The sequence below is a fragment of the Streptomyces sp. NPDC102441 genome (assembly GCF_044765585.1).
In the GTDB taxonomy this organism is placed as follows: Bacteria; Actinomycetota; Actinomycetes; order Streptomycetales; family Streptomycetaceae; genus Streptomyces.
The window spans coordinates 252,234-269,652 of the sequence record NZ_JBIWKH010000011.1; the positions used below are offsets into that span (position 1 = coordinate 252,234).

Here is a 17,419-nt window from a genome sequence, read left to right on the forward strand (position 1 = left end):
CCCCGCCGGTCCGCACGACCAGCTGAGAAGGAGGCGGATCGTGATGACCACCCCGGCCACGGTGCGCACCGGCACCGCCGAACTGCGCGGACTGGCCTGGGACCACCCACGCGTCTACGCGCCTCTGGAGGAACTCGCCAGGCTCGACGCCTCACTCCCGGCAGGCTGCGAGACGGTCGGCCTGCCGCTGCGCTGGGAACGGAAGCCGGTGGCCGCCCTCGAATCGACGCCGGTCAGCGGTCACACGGCCGACTACGACATCGTCGTCGTCACCCATCCGGGCCTCGGATCGGCCGTGGAGTCCGGCTGCCTGATGCCGATGGAGGCACTCTTCGCCCCGGCGGAGCTGAGCCGCTGGCAGCGGCGGTCGGTCGGCGCGAGCTACGACAGCTACCGGCTGGACGGCCGGACCTGGGCGCTGCCACTGGACGCGGCCGCACAGGTGGCCGCCCTGCGGCCGGACCTGGTCGACCTCCGCCACCCGCCCCGCTCCTGGGAGGAGGTGCGCGCGCTGGCCCAGCGGGCCCCGGTGGCACTCTGCCTCGGCGGCCCGCACGCCTTCCTCACCCTGTGCTCGCTGAGCCTCGCCCAGGGAGAGGAGCCCATGCGGGAGGAATCCGGGCCGGTGGTCTCCCGGGGGACCGGCCTCGCCGCGCTCGACATGATGGCCGGACTGAGGGCCGGCACACCGCCCCCGCTGCGCACCGCCGGCCCCGCCGGAGTGCTGCGGGCCATGGCGCACGGCGCCGGCCCCGCCTACTGCCCCCTGGTGTACGGCGAAGCCTCGTACACCAGGTCCGGTGCGTACCCGCTGGCCTTCTCGTGTCCGCCCGGCTGGCGGTCCGGCGGCCCGGCCGGCAGCGTGCTGGGCGGTGCCGGCCTCGCGGTGTCCGCCGCCCGGGTACGCGACGCCGGGACGCGCGACGCCGTCCGTGACCATCTGCGACGCCTGCTGTCCGACCCGGTGCAGGGGGAGCTCTTCCCGATGACCGGAGGACAGCCCGCCGCCCGGCCCGCGTGGACCGGCCGCACCGGCGACCGGCACTGGCAGGACTTCTGCCGCGACACCCTGGACACCGTCGAGGGCGCATGGCTCCGCCCCCGCCGCCCCGGCTATCTCACCTTCCAGGAGCGCGCTTCGCGACTGCTGCGCGACGGCCTGGCGGCAGGAACCCCGCACCGGACACTGCTCGACGCCCTCGACACCTGGTACCGCGAGGGGAGCTGGCGATGACCGCCCGGGGGGCCGCAGCGGCGGCCTCCCCTGCCCGCACGACGAAACTGGAGGCACACCATGTCTGAGCTGTCCCGACGAAACATCCTGGCGGCTGCCGGAGCATCCGCCGCGGCGACCGCGCTGAGCACCGGCGTCGCACAGGCCGCGGCCGGTACGGCCGGCACGGTCACGGAAACGGCCACCGGAACCGGATCCCACCCGATGCGGCTCTGGTACCAGGCCCCGGCGGCGGAGTGGCTGGAGGCGCTGCCGGTCGGCAACGGCCGCATAGGCGCGATGGTGTTCGGCGGCACGGACACCGAGCGTCTCCAGCTCAACGAGGACAGCGTGTGGGCCGGCGGCCCGCACGACTACGTCCGGCCCGGCGCGGGGGAGCACCTGGACGAGATCCGCCGCCTGGTGGTGGAGGAGAAGTGGAACCAGGCGCAGAGACTGATCGACACGAAGTTCATCGGCAGCCCCTCCGAGCAGGTCGCCTACCAGGTGCTCGGCGACCTCGAACTCGCCTTCACCGGTGCCGGGGAGACCACCGGCTACGAACGTGAACTCGACCTGGAGTCCGCGGTCGTCCGCACCAGCTACACCCGCGGCGGCGTACGCCATGTGCGCGAGGTCTTCGCGAGCACCCCCGACCAGGTCATCGTCGTACGGATCACCACGGACACGCCGGGCTCCGTCGGCTTCACCGCCCGCTTCACCACGCCCCAGCGGGCCACCGGATCCGCCGTGGACGCGCGTACCGTCGCCCTCGACGGTGTCAGCGGCGACTGGTTCGGCCTGCCCGGCTCCGTGCGCTTCCGGGCCCTGGCGCGGGCCGAGGCCGAGGGCGGACGGGTCAGCACCGACCAGGGGGCGCTGACCGTGGACGGCGCCGACTCCGTCACCCTGCTGATCTCCCTGGCGACCAGTTACCGCAACTACCTCGACGCCGACGCCGATCCGGAGGCCAGAGCCCGCCGCCACCTCGCCCCGGCCGCGAAGCGGCGGTTCGAGCAGCTGCGCGCCAGGCACGTGCACGACTACCGCAGGCTCTACTCACGGGTCGGTATCGACCTCGGCCCCTCCGAGCGGGCAGGACTGCCCACCGACCAGCGCATCCCGCTCTTCGCCGACGGCAAGGATCCGCACCTGGCCGCCCTCTACTTCCAGTACGGCCGCTACCTGCTGGCTTCCTGCTCCCGCTCGCCCGGGCAGCCCGCCAACCTCCAGGGCCTGTGGAACGACAGCCTGAACCCCGCCTGGGAATCCAAGTACACCGTCAACATCAACTTCGAGATGAACTACTGGCCCGCGGGCCCCGCCAACCTGGCGGAGTGCTGGGACCCCGCCGTGCAGATGGTCCACGAGCTGGCGGAGTCCGGCACCCGCACAGCCAAGGCGATGTACGACGCCCCGGGCTGGGTGCTGCACCACAACACGGACGGCTGGCGGGGAACGGCACCGGTGGACGCCGCGCAGTACGGCATGTGGCCGACCGGCGGCGCCTGGCTGTGCGTGATGCTCTGGGACCACTACCGCTTCACCGGCGAGACCGGCGCGCTCAGCCGCAACTACCCGGTGATCAAGGGCGCCGTGGAGTTCTTCCTCGACACACTCGTCGTGGACGCGAAGACGGGCCGGCTCGTCACCAACCCCTCGCAGTCACCCGAGGTCACCCACCACCAGGACGAGGGTGAGAGCGTCAGCATCTGCGCCGGCCCCACCATGGACATGCAGCTCCTGCGGGACCTGTTCGACGCGTACCGGCAGGCCGCGAAGGTGCTGGGCCGGGACGCCGGACTCGTCGAACGGGTCACCGAGGTGCGTGACCGGCTCGCACCGACACGCATCGGCTACCTCGGACAGATCCAGGAGTGGCTCGAGGACTGGGAGGAGGCGGCCCTGGTGCGGAGCCGCCATGTGTCCCACCTGTACGGGGTGTTCCCCAGCGCGCAGATCGACCCGCGCAGGACCCCGGAACTCGCCGCCGCGGCGGTGAAGAGTCTGGAACTGCGGGGAACGGCCGGGCAGGGCTGGTCACTCGCCTGGAAGATCAACATGTGGGCCAGGCTCCTGGAACCGGCGCGCGCCTACCAGCACCTGTCGGACCTGCTCACCCCGGCGCGCACCGCCCCCAACCTCTTCGACCTGCACCCGCCGTTCCAGATCGACGGCAACTTCGGCGGGGTCTCCGGCATCACCGAGATGCTGCTGCAGAGCCACGCCGACGAGATCGCCCTGCTGCCCTCGCTGCCCGACGCATGGCCGGCCGGGTCCTTCCGCGGACTGCGCGCCCGCGGCGGTTTCGAGGTCGACCTCACGTGGACCGCCGACGGGATCACGCACGCGGAGATCCGGTCCCTGCTCGGAAACCCGGTACGCGTCCGCACCCCGCACCCGGTGGAGGTCGCCGGCGCCGTGGCCGCCCGCCCCGAGGAGTGCGTGGTGTCCTTCGACACCCGCCGGGGCGCCGGGTACCGGCTCACCCCCTCGAGGACGGGCGGCTGACCGGCCGTCAGCCGCGCAGCGGCATCCATACCCGCATCGCGCCGTCGCCGCGGTTGTCCCACTGGAAGTAGGGCACCGCGGTGGCGGTCGCGGGCCGGACGGAATCGGTGGCCTCCGGGGTGGAGCGGGTGCGGTAGGGGAGACCCGCCTCGTGGGCGCCGGTGACCGCCACCGCAGGGGTCCGCAGTGTCACGGTGGGGCCGAGACCGTCGAGGTCGTCATGCATGACCTCCTCGAACACCGCGTCCGGGGAGATGGCGAGATCGTCCACATCGACTCCGTCCTGCTGGTCCGTCTGCTCGAAGCAGTAGACCAGCGGGCCTCGTTCCACGGCTGCGCACCCGCGCACGGCGTCGATGCGCGGGTGCGGCAGCGTCATCCGGGGGGTCATGTCCAGATGCAGCACCACGGTGTCACCCGCCCGCCACGACCGGCGCAGTACGACGTATCCGTCCTCGTCCGCGGTGACCGCGAGGTCCCTCCGGTCCGGGGTGTCCAGCCTGGTCGCCACGCTCCACGGCGGAACGCGCAGGGCGAGCGCCCACGGACCTGCGGGCGCCTCGGTGACGGTGATCCCGACCTGTCCGCGCCAGGGGTAGTCGGTCTCGACCCGCAGCCGCAGCCGGCCGTCCGCGAAGGGAGAGGCCAGGTCCATCGACGCGTACTGCTGGAGATGGAAGGTGGGCACACCGGCATGCTCGGAGACGGTCGCGGCGTAGTGCTCGAGCGAGGCGACCAGGCGGGTGACGGCGGGCGGGCAGCAGGCGGAGAAGAACCACTCGTCACGGCAACGGGGGTCGCCCACCGCCTCGGCGTGGTCGGCGCGCCGCTGCAGCGGATTGCCCTTGTAGTACGTCCGGCCGTCGTCGGACCGTGCCGCGGCGAAGGCGTTGCAGAGGGTGCGCTCGATCAGGTCGGCGTATCGGGCCCGGCCGGTGGCGAGCAGCAGCCGCCAGCTCCACTGGATGCTCGCGGCCGACGCGCAGGTCTCGTTGTAGGAGAGGTCCGGCGGCAGTTCGTACCGTTCGCCGAAGACCTCGCCCACCTGGCGCGAGCCGAGCCCGCCGGTCAGCGAGGTCCTGGCGGCCACCATGTCCTGCCAGCGGTGCTCGGACGAGGCGAGAAGGGAGGCGTCGCCGGTCTCGGCCGCTACGTCGACGATCCCGGCCTCCAGGTAGAGCCCGCGCACGGCGTGGCCGGTGACGGCTGGAGCCTCACGCACCGGCAGATGGTCCTGGCGGTGCCGGTTGCCGTGCTTGTGCGTGCCGACCAGGCCGCGTCCACGCCGCTCGACGAAGGCGGACGCCAGAGCGAGGTGACGCTCCTCGCCCGTCACCCGGTACAGCTCGACCAGAGCGGTCTCGATCTCGGGATGGCCGTCCAGACCGGGGCCGTCGCCGCCCAGGAACACATCGGCGAGGTGGTCCGCGACCCGGCGCGCCACGCCGAGCAGCCGGGAGTCCGCACCGGAGCGGTGGGCGGCCACCGCCGCCTGTATCAGATGACCGGCGCAGTACAGCTCGTGGCTGTCGACCAGCCGGGTGTAGCGGCCATCCGGATTCACCACCTGGTAGTGGGAGTCGAGATAGCCGTCGTCCTGCTGGGCGCGCTCCAGCAGCCGGGCCGTGCTGTCGACGAACTCCGCGGACGCGGGGTCCTCGCCGGACCCCAGCTCCCAGGCCGCGGTCTCGAGGACCTTGTACACGTCCGAGTCCATGTAGACCGGGCCCCGGTACCCGCCGTCGGCCTCACCGGCCGCGACACGGAGGTTGTCCAGATTCCCCGCCCGCTCCAGCCACTGCCGGGCCAACGGCAGGCTGACGGTGCGGTTGACGTCACGCCATCGGCGCCACAGTCCGCCTGTCAGCTCGGCGTGCTCCAGCTGCGGCGGACGGTGCGCGCTGCGCGCGGTGCGGGTGGGTACCGCTGGTCCCGACATGGTCTCCCCTAGATCGTGGGCCGGGCGAGAAAGGCGATGGTCTGGTCGCGGACCCGCAGGATGTGGGCCTCCAGCAGATCCCTGGCCGCCGCCCGGTCGCCGCGTTCCAGCGCGTCGACCACGGCACGGTGTTCCGAGACAGCGGTGTTCAGCCGGGACGCGGTGATGGGTGCCTCCATACCGGTGCGGGTCACATGAATGCTGAGATGCAGGTCGTCGTGGAGCTCCAGCAGCCGGGGGAGTCCCCCCAGTTCCACCATGGCGCGGTGGAAGCGGCTGTCGTTCTCCCGGAAGTCGATGTAGCGCGTGTGGTCCTCCACCGACTCCCGGGCCAGTACGTCGGCCTCGTCCACCAGTTCGCGGAGTCTGGCCGGCGGCTCGCGGTCGGTGCGATCCCCGAAGAGCCGCAGGGCGTGCGATTCGAGCATCAGCCGCAGCTCGAACAGTTCGTAGATGCTGGAGAGCGAGGGGATGGCGACGGTGAAGCCGGCCACCGGGTCATAGGCGAGCAGCCCGCGCTCGTAGAGGCGACCGACCGCGCTGCGCACCGGGGTCCTGCTCATGCCCAGGCGCCTGGCGAACTCCCGCACGGGAACGGGCTGTCCAGGAGCGGGGTGCTCCTTCGTCAACCAGTCCACAAGCGCTTTGCGTGCCCGGGTCTCCAAGCTCTCCTCAGCCACGCTCGTCATCGACGACGTGGCCGGTTCGCGCGGGGCCGAAACCGCCTTCGGTGGGGTCATGCCGTCCTCCTGGCACTCCGTGACTGCTGTCCGGGTCACCGTACCGTCCGTCCCACGCGCACTCAGCACATGGTATGCCACTGGTGGGCCAAGTGTCTGCCCGTCGAGCAGAACGACTCCCCTCAGCCGTGCGCGGGGCCGCGCCCACGAGGGCCCGGCCGCTCTTCCGCCGGGCCCCGGAACGTCGCGTGCCGGCGCCGGTTTCGCCCCGATGCGAAGGGGATACGGGGACGGACCGCGGACCGGTCGACGCCACGTGGACCCACCGAGCGGACCTGGCGGGACGGCATCCGGCAGTCCGCCGGCCGGTCACGGACCGGGACGGCGCGACGACGGGCCCGCCTTGACCCCGTCGGTCACAACTCTCCCGGAGGGAAGCCGGGTTCGCTCCGTACAAGGGGTGTTCACCCCGTGACTCATGTGCTTCCATCGCTGGCATGCCATAGGTATGCCGGACTGAGGAGCCGCTCTCATGCGATCGAAGTTCCGTCAGCTCGTAACCCGCCTGCGACCGGTGGTGCGCGCCGGTCCGGTCCTCGCCGTCCTGCTCGCCCCGGTGGTCGTGAACCCGCCCGCCGTGGCCGGGAGCGTCTCCACCCGGGCCGCCGCACCGGCGGCCGTCGCACCCAGCGGCACCGCACGGGCAGTCTGCGCCGACACGCCCCTGCGCCTCACGTTCGGATCGGACGCCAGGGTCGGCACCGAAGGACGCCTGACCGTGCACCGCCCCGACGGCAGCGCCGTCGACACCGTCGACCTCGCCGATCCCGCGACGTACCAGCGCCACATAGGTGACGCACGCTCCGACTACGGCGAACTCCACCGCTGGAGCTACGAGCCGGTCGTCGTCGACGGCCGCACGGCCACCGTCCTGCTGCACCGCCCCCTGGATCCCGGGCAGCAGTACTACGTCACCGTGGACCCGGGCTTCTTCGAGGGCCACCCGGGCATCACCTCTTCCCGAACCTGGCGGTTCCGGACAGCGGAGGGGCCCCGCCCCGGGACAAGGAACCTGCGCGTGGACGCGCGTGGCGGCGGTGACTTCTGCACCGTGCAGGGCGCGGTCGACTTCGTGCCGGAAGGGAACCGCCACGAAGTCGGTATCGACGTGGCACCCGGTACCTACCGGGAGATCGTCTACATCGGCCCGAACCGGCAGCATCTGCGGGTGACCGGTGCCGGGGCCGGCCGAACCGTCGTCGGATACCCCAACAACAGCCTGCTCAACGGCGACTCCGCGATGGCCGACGTGCCGCCCGAACAGAGCTACTGCCCGCGCCGGGTGCTGCCGGAGCCCGACCGGTTCAACTGCTGGCGCGCCGCGTTCGGCGTCGACGCGGACGACTTCCGCATGCGGGACATCACCGTCCACAACCTCACGCCGGAGGGCGGATCGCAGTCCGAGGCGTTCCGGGGCAACGGCGACCGCATCGTCCTCGACGGGGTACGCGTCCTCAGCTTCCAGGACAGCCTGCGCATCCAGGGACGCGCGTACGTCCATGACTCCTACATCGAAGGGGACGTCGACTTCCTCTGGGGGACCGGTGGCGTCTTCGTCCAGGACTCCGAACTCAAAGCGCTCGACCTCGGCTACATCAGTCAGATCCGCAACGCTCCGGACGGGCCAGGCGCCGTCTTCGTCGACACCGGACTCACCCGCGCGGACTCCGTGGCCGACGGCAGCGTCCTGCTCAGCCGCATCGACAGCCGCTTCCCCGCCAGCCAGGCCGTCTTCATCGACACCACCATGGATTCCCACGTGGCCCCCGTGGGCTGGGGCCTGACCGGGTTCGACTGCACCACGGGGCAGCAGCTGCGCTTCTGGGAGTACGGCAGCAAGGACCTGAGCGGGGCACCGGTGGACACCTCCGAGCGGCTGTCCTGCTCACGGCAACTGTCCGAAGCCGAGGCGCGCACCTGGCGCGACCCGGCCCACCTGCTGGACGGCTGGAACCCGTCCGCCGTACCCGACCACAGCCGAGGCAACTGAGGGGCCCGTCATGTCAACCGTCAGCCGCAGAGCGCTCCTGGGATCCGCCGGAGCCGCCGCGACCACCGCCGCGCTCGGAGACTTCGGAGCGAGCGGGAACGCGTACGCCCTGGAAGGCTCCCCGGAAGCCCGAACCGCCCGCCCCGCCCGCCCGCGCCCGGTCGCCCCCGTCGACCAGGAGGCGGCTGCCGCCCACAGCATCGACTACAAGGCCCTGCCCCAGCAGGTCGTCGGGGTCGACGTCGAGCAGCTGATGACCGTACACACCGAGGCCGACGTGGAACGCATCCGCGCCCAGCTCGTCGCCGAAGTGTGGAAATCCGCCGACGGCCGGCTGCCCGGCACCCTGCCCGAGGTCGAACAAAGCGTCGCCGCACCCGAACTGCCCGCCTTCACAGGACTGCGGCGCATCGACAGACTCACCGTGACCCTCCCGTACGACCTCAAGTCCGTGGTGTATCTCCTCCTGCCGCGCCGTCCCGCCGGCCACCGGCGCTTCGCCCTCTACCACAACGGTCACGGTGAGACACCCGAGACCATGCAGCGCACCGCTCAGGCACTCGTGGACGCCGGCTACGGCGTGCTGCTGTGCGCGATGCCGCTCTACCACTGGAACCCGAGACAACTGCGCAGCCCCACCGACCCGGACACCATGGTGACCCCCGAGTCCCACAACGACCTGGGGCCCTGGGAGTCCGCGACGTTCTCCACCCTCCGGTTCTTCCTGGAACCGCTCACCGTCGCGGTCAACCACGTCAGCCGCACCCACCGTCCCTCCTCCCTCCAGATGATCGGCCTGTCCGGCGGCGGCTGGACCACCACCGTGTATCCGGCGCTCGACCCACGCATCACCCGCAGCTACCCGACCGCAGGATCACTGCCGTTCTTCCTGCGCTCCGCTCCGCCCAAGCCGAGCCCGACCACCGGCGACTGGGAGCAACGCCTGGACAAGCACCCGGTGTTCTACGGCATCAGTGACTTCCCGGACATCTACGCGCTGGCGTCGGTCGGGCCCCACCGCCGCCAGATGCAGATCCTCAACCGCTTCGACGCCTGCTGCTTCAACGGTGTGGGGCACCGCAGTTACGAGCCTGTCGTGCGTCAGCGGATCGAGGTCATCGGCAACGGCCACTGGGAGCTCCTGGAGGACGCCACGCACGCCGAACACACCATCAGCCCGCACGCCCTCGACGTCATCCTCTGGGACCTCGACGTGAACTGCTCCGACGAACCCTGAGACCCGACGGACCCGAGACGCGCACACCCTTCCGACGGCGTACCGGACCCCGTCTCCCGGCACGCCGAACACCCCCTCGATCCCCTGAGGAGAGACTCGTCATGAACCCACTGAACGGAACCGCCACCGGCACGAGCGACGGGACGGACAGACCGCTGGGACGGCGTGCCTTCGTCGTCGGCGCGGGCGTGATCCTCGGCACCGCCGCGCTCCGGATCCCCTCGGCACAGGCATCCGGAAAACTCGCCGCGGCGGCCGAGGCCGCCGGCGGCGTCCTGGCCTTCCCCGGAGCCGAGGGCGGCGGCCGGTACGCCACCGGCGGACGTGGCGGCTCGGTCCACGAGGTCACCACCCTCGCCGACTCCGGGCCGGGGTCCCTGCGCGACGCCGTGTCGGGCAGCGACCGCACCATCGTCTTCAGGGTCTCGGGGAACATCGAGCTCAAGGGCGGCCTGGACATCACCGGGTCGAACCTCACCATCGCCGGACAGACCGCGCCCGGCGACGGCATCTGTGTCGTCGGCAACGAGACCAAGGCCAAGGACGTCGAGAACATCATCATCCGTCACCTGCGCTTCCGGGGTACGGACACCCTCGGTACCCCCATCGACACCTTCGGCATGGAGAGCTGCCGCAACGTCATCGTCGACCACTGCTCCTTCAGCTGGGCGGTCGACGAGGTCTGCTCCGCCTACGGCAACGAGAACTTCACCCTGCAGTGGTGCATCATCGCCGAAGGTCTGGCGATGTCCGTCCACGAGAAGGGCCTGCACGGCTACGGCGGGCTGTGGGGCGGCGACAACGCGAGCTACCACCACAACCTGCTGGTCCACCAGGGTGGCCGCAATCCACGCTTCAGCTTCGTCGAGGACGTGCCCCAGCGGGCCGACCACCGCAACAACGTCATCTACAACTACGGTTACACCTCCTGCTACGGAGGCGAGTGGGCCGACGGCGTCAACATGGTCGGCAACTACTACAAGCCGGGCCCGAACACCCTCGCCGCCATCGCGCCGGTCATCGTCTCTCCCGACCGCGGCGGCATCTGGCACGTCGGCGGCAACGTCATCGAGGGCCACTCCGACATCACGGCGGACAACACCCGCGGCGTCGTCTTCCCGGTCGGCGGCGCCACCCTGAGCAAGGAGCCGCTCGACGTCCCCGACCCGATCGAGGCACAGTCGGCCAAGGACGCCTACCAGGCCGTCCTGGCCGGAGTCGGCGCGGTCCTGCCGCGCCGCGACGCCGTCGACGCACGTGTCGTCAATGACGTGCGCCAAGGCACCGGACGCATGATCAACTCGCAGAGGGAGGTCGGCGGGATCGTCCCGCTCGCCTCGGCCGAGCCGCCCCGGGACAGCGACCACGACGGCATTCCTGACGCCTGGGAGAAGAAGCACGGACTGGCGAAGAGCGACCCCGCGGACGGCGGCGCCATCGACCCGGACACCGGCTACAGCAACCTGGAGCTGTACCTGAACTCCCTGAGTCCCACCGGCGCGGCGAACCCCGCGGTCACCCTGACCGCGCCGGCCGCCGACACCGTACTCGCCTCCGCGGCCGGCACCCACGACATCACCCTGCGCGCCGACGTGAAGGCGCAGGACGGCGCGACCATCGCCTCGGTGGTCTTCCACGCCGATGACAAGAAGGTCGGCGAGACGGCCTCCGCCCCGTACGAGGCCGTCTGGAAGAACGCCCCCGAGGGCACCCACCATCTCACCGCGCGAGTCACGGACAGCACGGGCACCTCCACGACGTCCACCCTGGTGCCCGTACACGTCAACCGCGTGACCACGCTGGGCAGCTGGACCGCCAAGGACATCGGCAAGGCGCCCATCGAGGGAGCGGCCGCCCTGAACGGCAAGGTGTTCACCCTGCGTGGCTCGGGCAAACTCAAGGGGCGCAAGGACTCCGGCCTGTTCGTCCACCAGACCGTCGACGCGCCCGGCGACGAGGTCGTGGAACTCATCGCCCGGCTCGACTCACTCAGCGCCGTCTACGAGGAAGTCCTCGCGGGCATCATGATCCGCGAGAACCTCACCGCCGACTCGCCCTTCAACCTCCTGGCCATCTACTCGGCCAAGGGCGGCATCAAGGCCGTCGTGAAACGCATCCACGCGAACGGCACGGAGATGAGCGCCGGCACCTACCCCTACGAAGAGGACGAGAAGCTCGACGACGGTCCGTACTGGCTGCGTATCACCCTGCGCGGCGACGAGTTCACCTCGGAGATATCCCCGGACTCCCTGCAGTGGACCCGCGTCGGCTACGAGCGGATCCCGATGGGTGACAAGCTCTATGCCGGGATGTTCGTGGACGGCAACAAGGAAGCGAACGACGTCGCCCACTACGTGACGGCGGAGTTCAGCCAGGTGAAGATCAACCACTGACCCCGCAACGGCCGCCGGTCCACGGACCGCCGACCCGGACACAACCCGCGCAAGGCCGCCCGGATCCGTCGCACCGGGCGGCCCGTACGACGCCGTGCCCGACGGGCGGGCCCCTGTGGTATGCCGCAGGTGAACCAGGCCTGATCGAAGTCCACGTGCGCAGACTATTGCCTGTGTCGAAAGGGTTGACGGCCGATGTCGCGCTCAAGAGACTCATGGCATTCCACCGACATGCCGCGAGGTACCATGCCGAGACACGAGCTCCACGGGATCATCGCACCAACCGTTCTGCCCATGAACGACAAGGGCGAACTCGCCCGGTCCTCGCTGGAATGCCACCTGACCGGACTGATCGAAGCCGGCATCCACGGCCTCTGGATCAACGGAACCACGGGGGAGTTCCACGCGCTGGACGACGGCGATCGCGCGCTCGCCGTGACCGTCGCCGCCGAGACCGCCGGCGGCCGGCTGCCCGTCATCGCGCACGTCGGTGACGCGGCGACAGCGCTGACCGTGCGTCACGCACGGTCAGCACTGGACGCCGGAGCCGACGAAGTCGCCGTCATCGCCCCCTACTTCGCCGGCTACGGCAGGGAAGAGCTCCGCGACCACTACCGCGCCGTGGCCCAGGCCGTGGGCTTCCCGGTCCTCGCCTACCACATGCCCCAGCTCACCCGGTGCTCCCTGACCGTGGAGTGCGTGATCGACCTCACCCGTGAGGGCGTGCTCTGCGGGATCAAGGACAGCGCCGGCGACATGACCTGGCTTCGGCGTCTGTTGCGCCAGGCCGACAGCGAGGGAGTCGACGTACGCTGCTTCGCCGGCGGCAGCAGCCTGACCGATCTGTCCCTCTACGCCGGCGTCGCCGGTGCCACCTCCTCCCTCGCCAATGTGACACCCCGTCTGCTGGTCAACCTGTACGACGCGGCACGGGCCGGGGACTGGCCGTACGCCCGGATGCTCCAGGAACAGCTGGAGGATCTGCTCGGCCTGATGCGCGCCGCGCGGCACGAACCGACGCTCCCCGCGCTCGTCAGCACCTTCAAGTTCGTCCTGGCCGCCCTGGGCCGCATCGACGAAACCCACGCCGCCGATCCGCTGGCGAGCCTCGACGACGAGGAGCGGCGCAAGCTGACCGCCACCGTCGTCCCCAAGGTCCGCGAGCTGGAAGAAGCGGCACGTACACGCAAAGGAGCGTGGACATGACTGCTGACCGCACGCCGTCCCCGGCGCAGCGAGGCGTGCTCGACCGGCGCACCCTCCTGCGGGCGGGCGGCGGCCTCCTGGTGGCCGCGTCGCTGTCCGGCTGCGGATTCTTCGACACCGAACCCGAGGGCACCGCGGCCACCGGCGGTGCGAAGGGCAAGGAGGCACCGGCACTGAAGAAGCTCGCGGACGCCGGCGAACTCCCGAAGGTCGCCGACCGGCTGCCCGGCGCCCCGCCGAAGGTGACCCCGCTGGAGAAGACGGGTGTCTACGGCGGGACCTGGCACTCGGCGATGATCACCCAGGAAGACGTGATGTGGCTCCGCTACAGCATGGGCTACGAGCCGCTCGTTTCCTGGGCGCCCACCTGGCAGGGCATGACCAGGACGAAGATGCTCCCGAACGTGTGCGAGAAGTACGAGGTGAAGGGCGAAGGCAAGGAGTTCGTCTTCACCCTCCGCGAAGGGCTGAAGTGGTCGGACGGGAAACCGGTGACCACGGACGACTTCGCGTTCGCCTACACGGACTACAACATCGACCCGGACCTTCACGAGGACGGCGTCTACGACCTGTGGCTGTCCCGGTCCGGTAAGCCCGCGCGGTTCGAGGTGGTGGACCAGCACACCGTGCGGTACGTCTACGAGGAGCCGAAGCCGGGGTTCATCGAGGAGATCGCGGGAACCTCGGGCGTCGTCATGTTCCTCCCGGCGCACTACCTGAGACAGTTCCACCCCAAGCACGGCAGGAGCGCGGAGGACCTCGCCAAGAAGGCCGGCCTGGGGAGCTGGATCGACTACATGCCCCTGCGCGCGGACTGCTGGGCCAACCCGGACCTGCCCACCCTGAACCCCTGGGTGGCCAGGAACGAGGTCGGCAAGGGCAGCAGCCTCGTCGCCGAGCGCAACCCGTACTACTGGAAGGTCGACCCCGACGGGAGCCAGCTCCCGTACATCGACAAGGTGGTCGTCGAGAACATCCAGGACGTCGAGGTCGAGGTGCTCAAGGTCACCAACGGCGACCTCGACATGCAGCTCAGCCACTTCGGGACGATCCGCAACAAGCCCGTGATCGCCCGGAACCGGCAGAAGGGCGGCTACCGGCTCATCGAGGTGAAGTCCGCCCTGGCCAACACGATGATCATCGGTTTCAACCAGACGCACCCCGACGCGAAGAAGCGCGAGCTGTTCGCGAACAAGGACTTCAGGATCGGTCTCTCCCACGCGATCGACCGGCAGAAGATCATCGACACCATCTACGGCGGCCAGGGCAGCCCCTGGCAGTGCGGCCCGGTCGAGGGCGACGAGCTGTACAGCCGTGAACTCGGCAGCCAGTACACCGAGTACAGCGCAGCCCGGGCGAACGAATACCTGGACAAGGCCGGCTTCACCCGCCGGAACGGCGACGGCACGCGGCTCACGAAGGACGGCGACCCGCTCTCCTTCACGGTGCTCGTCGTCTCCGACCAGCCGGACCAGGTGGACGCCCTCGACCTCATCCGGACCGACTGGCAGAAGGTCGGCGTCAAGGCGAACATCCAGCGGCTCGCCGAGACCCTGTACTGGGAACGCGTCGAGGCCGGTGAGTCGGAGGGCGCGACCTGGCAGGGCAGCTCCTTCGACGTGCGCACCGGCGCGGGCGGCAACCACTACTACCTCCCCTCCAACCCCCGCGGATCCTCCCGGTTCGGCGGGGAGTGGGCCAAGTGGTACACCCGGGAGGGCAAGGCAGGGGAGGAGCCGCCCGCCCGGGTGCGCGAGCAGCTCGAACTCTTCGACCGGATGCGCGTCACCTTCGACCCGTCCCAGGCACTCGGCCTGGCGAAGCAGATCCTGGAGATCACCAAGGAGGAGTTCTACTACATCGGGATCTCCACCCCGCCCGCCGAGTACGGCATCGTCAGGAACAACGTGCACAACGTCCCGAAGAAGTTCAGCGCGGCGGTGGCGCACCAGGCCCCGGGGCCGAGCAATCCGTCGACGTACTTCATCTCGGGCCGGGCCTGACGCGGAAGGCGGACTCCCATGCTCTCGTTCCTCATGCGCCGGGTCATGTGGATGGTCGTCACCCTGTGGGCGGTCTCGCTGGCCTCGTTCTTCATCATCAGCCTGCCGCCCGGCGACTACGTCTCGACCCTCCAGGCCGAGGCGGAGAGCCGGGGCGAGCTGATGAGCACCGCGCAGCTGACCGCCCTGCGGTCACGGTACGGGCTGGACCAGCCCTTCCTCGCCCAGTACTGGAAGTGGATCTCCAACATCATCTTCCACGGCGACTTCGGACAGGCCTTCGCCTGGAACAGCAGGCCGGTCTCCGACCTCATCTGGGACCGGGTCGGACTGTCCTTCTTCCTCTCCGTCTCCACACTGCTGTTCGTCTGGGCCATCGCCTTCCCCATCGGGATCTTCTCCGCCGTACGCCAGTACTCGCCCGGTGACTACGTGGCCACGTTCTTCGGCTTCTTCGGGATGGCGGTGCCCGAGTTCCTTCTCGCCCTGGTCTTCATGTGGGCCGGCATGCGCTTCTTCGGGCAGAGTCCCGGCGGCCTGTTCTCCCCGGAGTACCAGGACGCCGCATGGAACCTCGGCAAACTGCTCGACCTGGCCGGACATCTCTGGCTGCCGATCCTGATCATCGGCCTGTCAGGCACCGCCGGCCTCATCCGTATCACGCGCGCCAACCTCCTGGACGAGCTGTACAAACCGTATGTGGTCGCCGCCCGGGCCAGAGGCATGCCCGAGTGGAAGCTGCTGCTCAAGTACCCGGTGCGGATGTCCCTGAGCCCGTTCTTCTCCACCGTCGGATGGCTGCTGCCGGGACTCATCAGCGGCGAGACGATCATCTCCATCGTCATGAGCCTGCCGACCACCGGGCCGCTTCTGCTCAGCGGCGTGGAGAACCAGGACATGTACCTCGTGGGCAGCTTCATCCTGATCCTGTCCACCCTGACCGTCATCGGAACTCTGGTCAGTGACCTCGCCCTCGCCTGGTGGGACCCCAGAATCCGGCACCGCTACGAGGGAGGGTGAGGCTCCGTGCTGACCAGGACCAAGAAGCCGGCCGCGGCGCCGCCGGCCGACGAGGACGCCGGCGCCGACACGGACGTCGCGTCCGGACGGAACAACTCCCCCTGGCGTCTGGTGTGGCGCAAGTTCCGCAAGCACAAGCTGGCGGTGGCGGGCGCCGTGGTCGTTCTGCTCGCCTACTTCGTCGTCGTCTTCGCGGAGTTCCTCGCACCGGGCTCACCGAGCTCCGGAGACTCGAAACACACCTACGCCCCGCCCCAGATGGTCAAGGTCGACCTCAGCTGGGACGACGGCCTGCGGATGTACGTGAACGGCTACCGCACGGTCCGCGACCCGGAGACATTCGAACAGATCCACACCGCCGACCCGGACCAGCGCGTCCCGGTACGGTTCCTGGCCCGGGGCGACTCCTACGACATGTGGGGGCTGATCCCCTGGGACCGCCATCTGATCGGCGCCGCCGACGCGGACGACAGCGTCTATTTCCTCGGCAGCGACCGGTCCGGACGCGACCTGCTGTCCCTGATCATCCACGGCTCGCGGGTCTCACTGTCCATCGGCCTCATCGGCGTCGCCGTCAGCTTCCTCCTGGGCCTCTTCTTCGGCGGGATCTCCGGATACTTCGGCGGCGCCCCGGACACACTCATCCAGCGGATCATCGAGTTCCTCATGGCGATCCCGACGCTGCCGCTGTGGCTCTCGCTCTCCGCCGCGGTGCCGGCCGACTGGGGACCGATGATGCGGTACTTCGCCATCACCACCATCCTCTCCGTGATCGGCTGGACCGGACTCGCCCGGGTGGTCCGCGGGCGCTTCCTCTCCCTCCGCGAGGAGGACTTCGTGACCGCGGCCCGGCTGGACGGCTGTGGACGTGTCCGGATCATCTTCCGGCACATGGTGCCGTCCATGTCGAGCCATGTCATCGCGTCGCTCACCATGGCCGTGCCCGCGATGATCCTCGGCGAGACCGCCATGAGCTTCCTCGGCCTCGGCCTCCAGTCGCCCGCCGTCAGCTGGGGCGTCCTGCTCCAGGAGGCGCAGAACGTACGGACGCTGGAGACCGCGCCGTGGCTGCTGATACCCGGAGCGGCGGTCTTCGTGACCGTGCTCGCCATGAACTTCGTCGGTGACGGGCTGCGGGACTCCGCGGACCCGTACAAACAGTAAGGG

At 70.0% G+C, this 17,419-nt stretch carries 11 protein-coding genes; 9 read left to right on the forward strand and 2 right to left on the reverse strand.

What is annotated here, in order from left to right; genetic code table 11:
* Window positions 1-43 precede the first annotated feature (43 nt).
* Both ACIREO_RS25030 and ACIREO_RS25035 read left to right on the forward strand, forming a co-directional pair.
* Window positions 44-1,234 (forward strand): carbohydrate ABC transporter substrate-binding protein, encoded by a 1,191-nt coding sequence (locus ACIREO_RS25030; RefSeq protein WP_404114076.1) that lies wholly within the window; start codon window positions 44-46, stop codon window positions 1,232-1,234.
* Between the two features lie 60 nt (window positions 1,235-1,294).
* Complete coding sequence (locus tag ACIREO_RS25035) at window positions 1,295-3,724, forward strand: glycosyl hydrolase family 95 catalytic domain-containing protein (RefSeq protein WP_404113954.1); 2,430 nt, start codon at window positions 1,295-1,297, stop codon at window positions 3,722-3,724.
* 7 nt (window positions 3,725-3,731) lie between these two features.
* On the opposite strand, the gene ACIREO_RS25040 is transcribed toward ACIREO_RS25035, so the two are convergent.
* Window positions 3,732-5,663 carry a glycoside hydrolase family 127 protein gene (locus tag ACIREO_RS25040; protein ID WP_404113956.1) on the reverse strand — a complete coding sequence of 644 codons (1,932 nt, stop codon included), beginning with the start codon at window positions 5,661-5,663 and terminating at the stop codon, window positions 3,732-3,734.
* An 8-nt stretch (window positions 5,664-5,671) separates the two neighbouring features.
* Complete coding sequence (locus ACIREO_RS25045) at window positions 5,672-6,403, reverse strand: GntR family transcriptional regulator (RefSeq protein WP_404113958.1); 732 nt, start codon at window positions 6,401-6,403, stop codon at window positions 5,672-5,674.
* Between the two features lie 472 nt (window positions 6,404-6,875).
* Between ACIREO_RS25045 and ACIREO_RS25050 the strand changes: the two genes are divergently transcribed.
* The 7 genes from ACIREO_RS25050 (at window position 6,876) to ACIREO_RS25080 (ending at window position 17,416) form a co-directional block, all read left to right on the forward strand.
* Window positions 6,876-8,393, forward strand: a complete 1,518-nt coding sequence (locus ACIREO_RS25050) for a pectinesterase family protein (RefSeq protein ID WP_404113960.1) — start codon at window positions 6,876-6,878, stop codon at window positions 8,391-8,393.
* A 10-nt stretch (window positions 8,394-8,403) separates the two neighbouring features.
* Window positions 8,404-9,630 carry a hypothetical protein gene (locus tag ACIREO_RS25055; protein WP_404113962.1) on the forward strand — a complete coding sequence of 409 codons (1,227 nt, stop codon included), beginning with the start codon at window positions 8,404-8,406 and terminating at the stop codon, window positions 9,628-9,630.
* A 101-nt stretch (window positions 9,631-9,731) separates the two neighbouring features.
* The gene (locus tag ACIREO_RS25060; protein ID WP_404113964.1) at window positions 9,732-12,023 is read left to right on the forward strand and encodes an Ig-like domain-containing protein; all 2,292 of its coding nucleotides are present in this window, start codon (window positions 9,732-9,734) and stop codon (window positions 12,021-12,023) included.
* Window positions 12,024-12,269: 246 nt separating this feature from the next.
* Window positions 12,270-13,229 carry a dihydrodipicolinate synthase family protein gene (locus ACIREO_RS25065; RefSeq protein WP_404113966.1) on the forward strand — a complete coding sequence of 320 codons (960 nt, stop codon included), beginning with the start codon at window positions 12,270-12,272 and terminating at the stop codon, window positions 13,227-13,229.
* Window positions 13,226-15,232 (forward strand): ABC transporter substrate-binding protein, encoded by a 2,007-nt coding sequence (locus ACIREO_RS25070; RefSeq protein ID WP_404113968.1) that lies wholly within the window; start codon window positions 13,226-13,228, stop codon window positions 15,230-15,232. Before ACIREO_RS25065 ends, ACIREO_RS25070 begins: the two co-directional genes overlap by 4 nt.
* A gap of 18 nt (window positions 15,233-15,250) precedes the next feature.
* Window positions 15,251-16,252 (forward strand): ABC transporter permease, encoded by a 1,002-nt coding sequence (locus ACIREO_RS25075; RefSeq protein WP_404113970.1) that lies wholly within the window; start codon window positions 15,251-15,253, stop codon window positions 16,250-16,252.
* A gap of 6 nt (window positions 16,253-16,258) precedes the next feature.
* Entirely contained in the window at window positions 16,259-17,416 is a 1,158-nt protein-coding gene (locus ACIREO_RS25080) for an ABC transporter permease (protein ID WP_404113972.1), read from the forward strand.
* The last annotated feature ends 3 nt before the right edge of the window (window positions 17,417-17,419 follow it).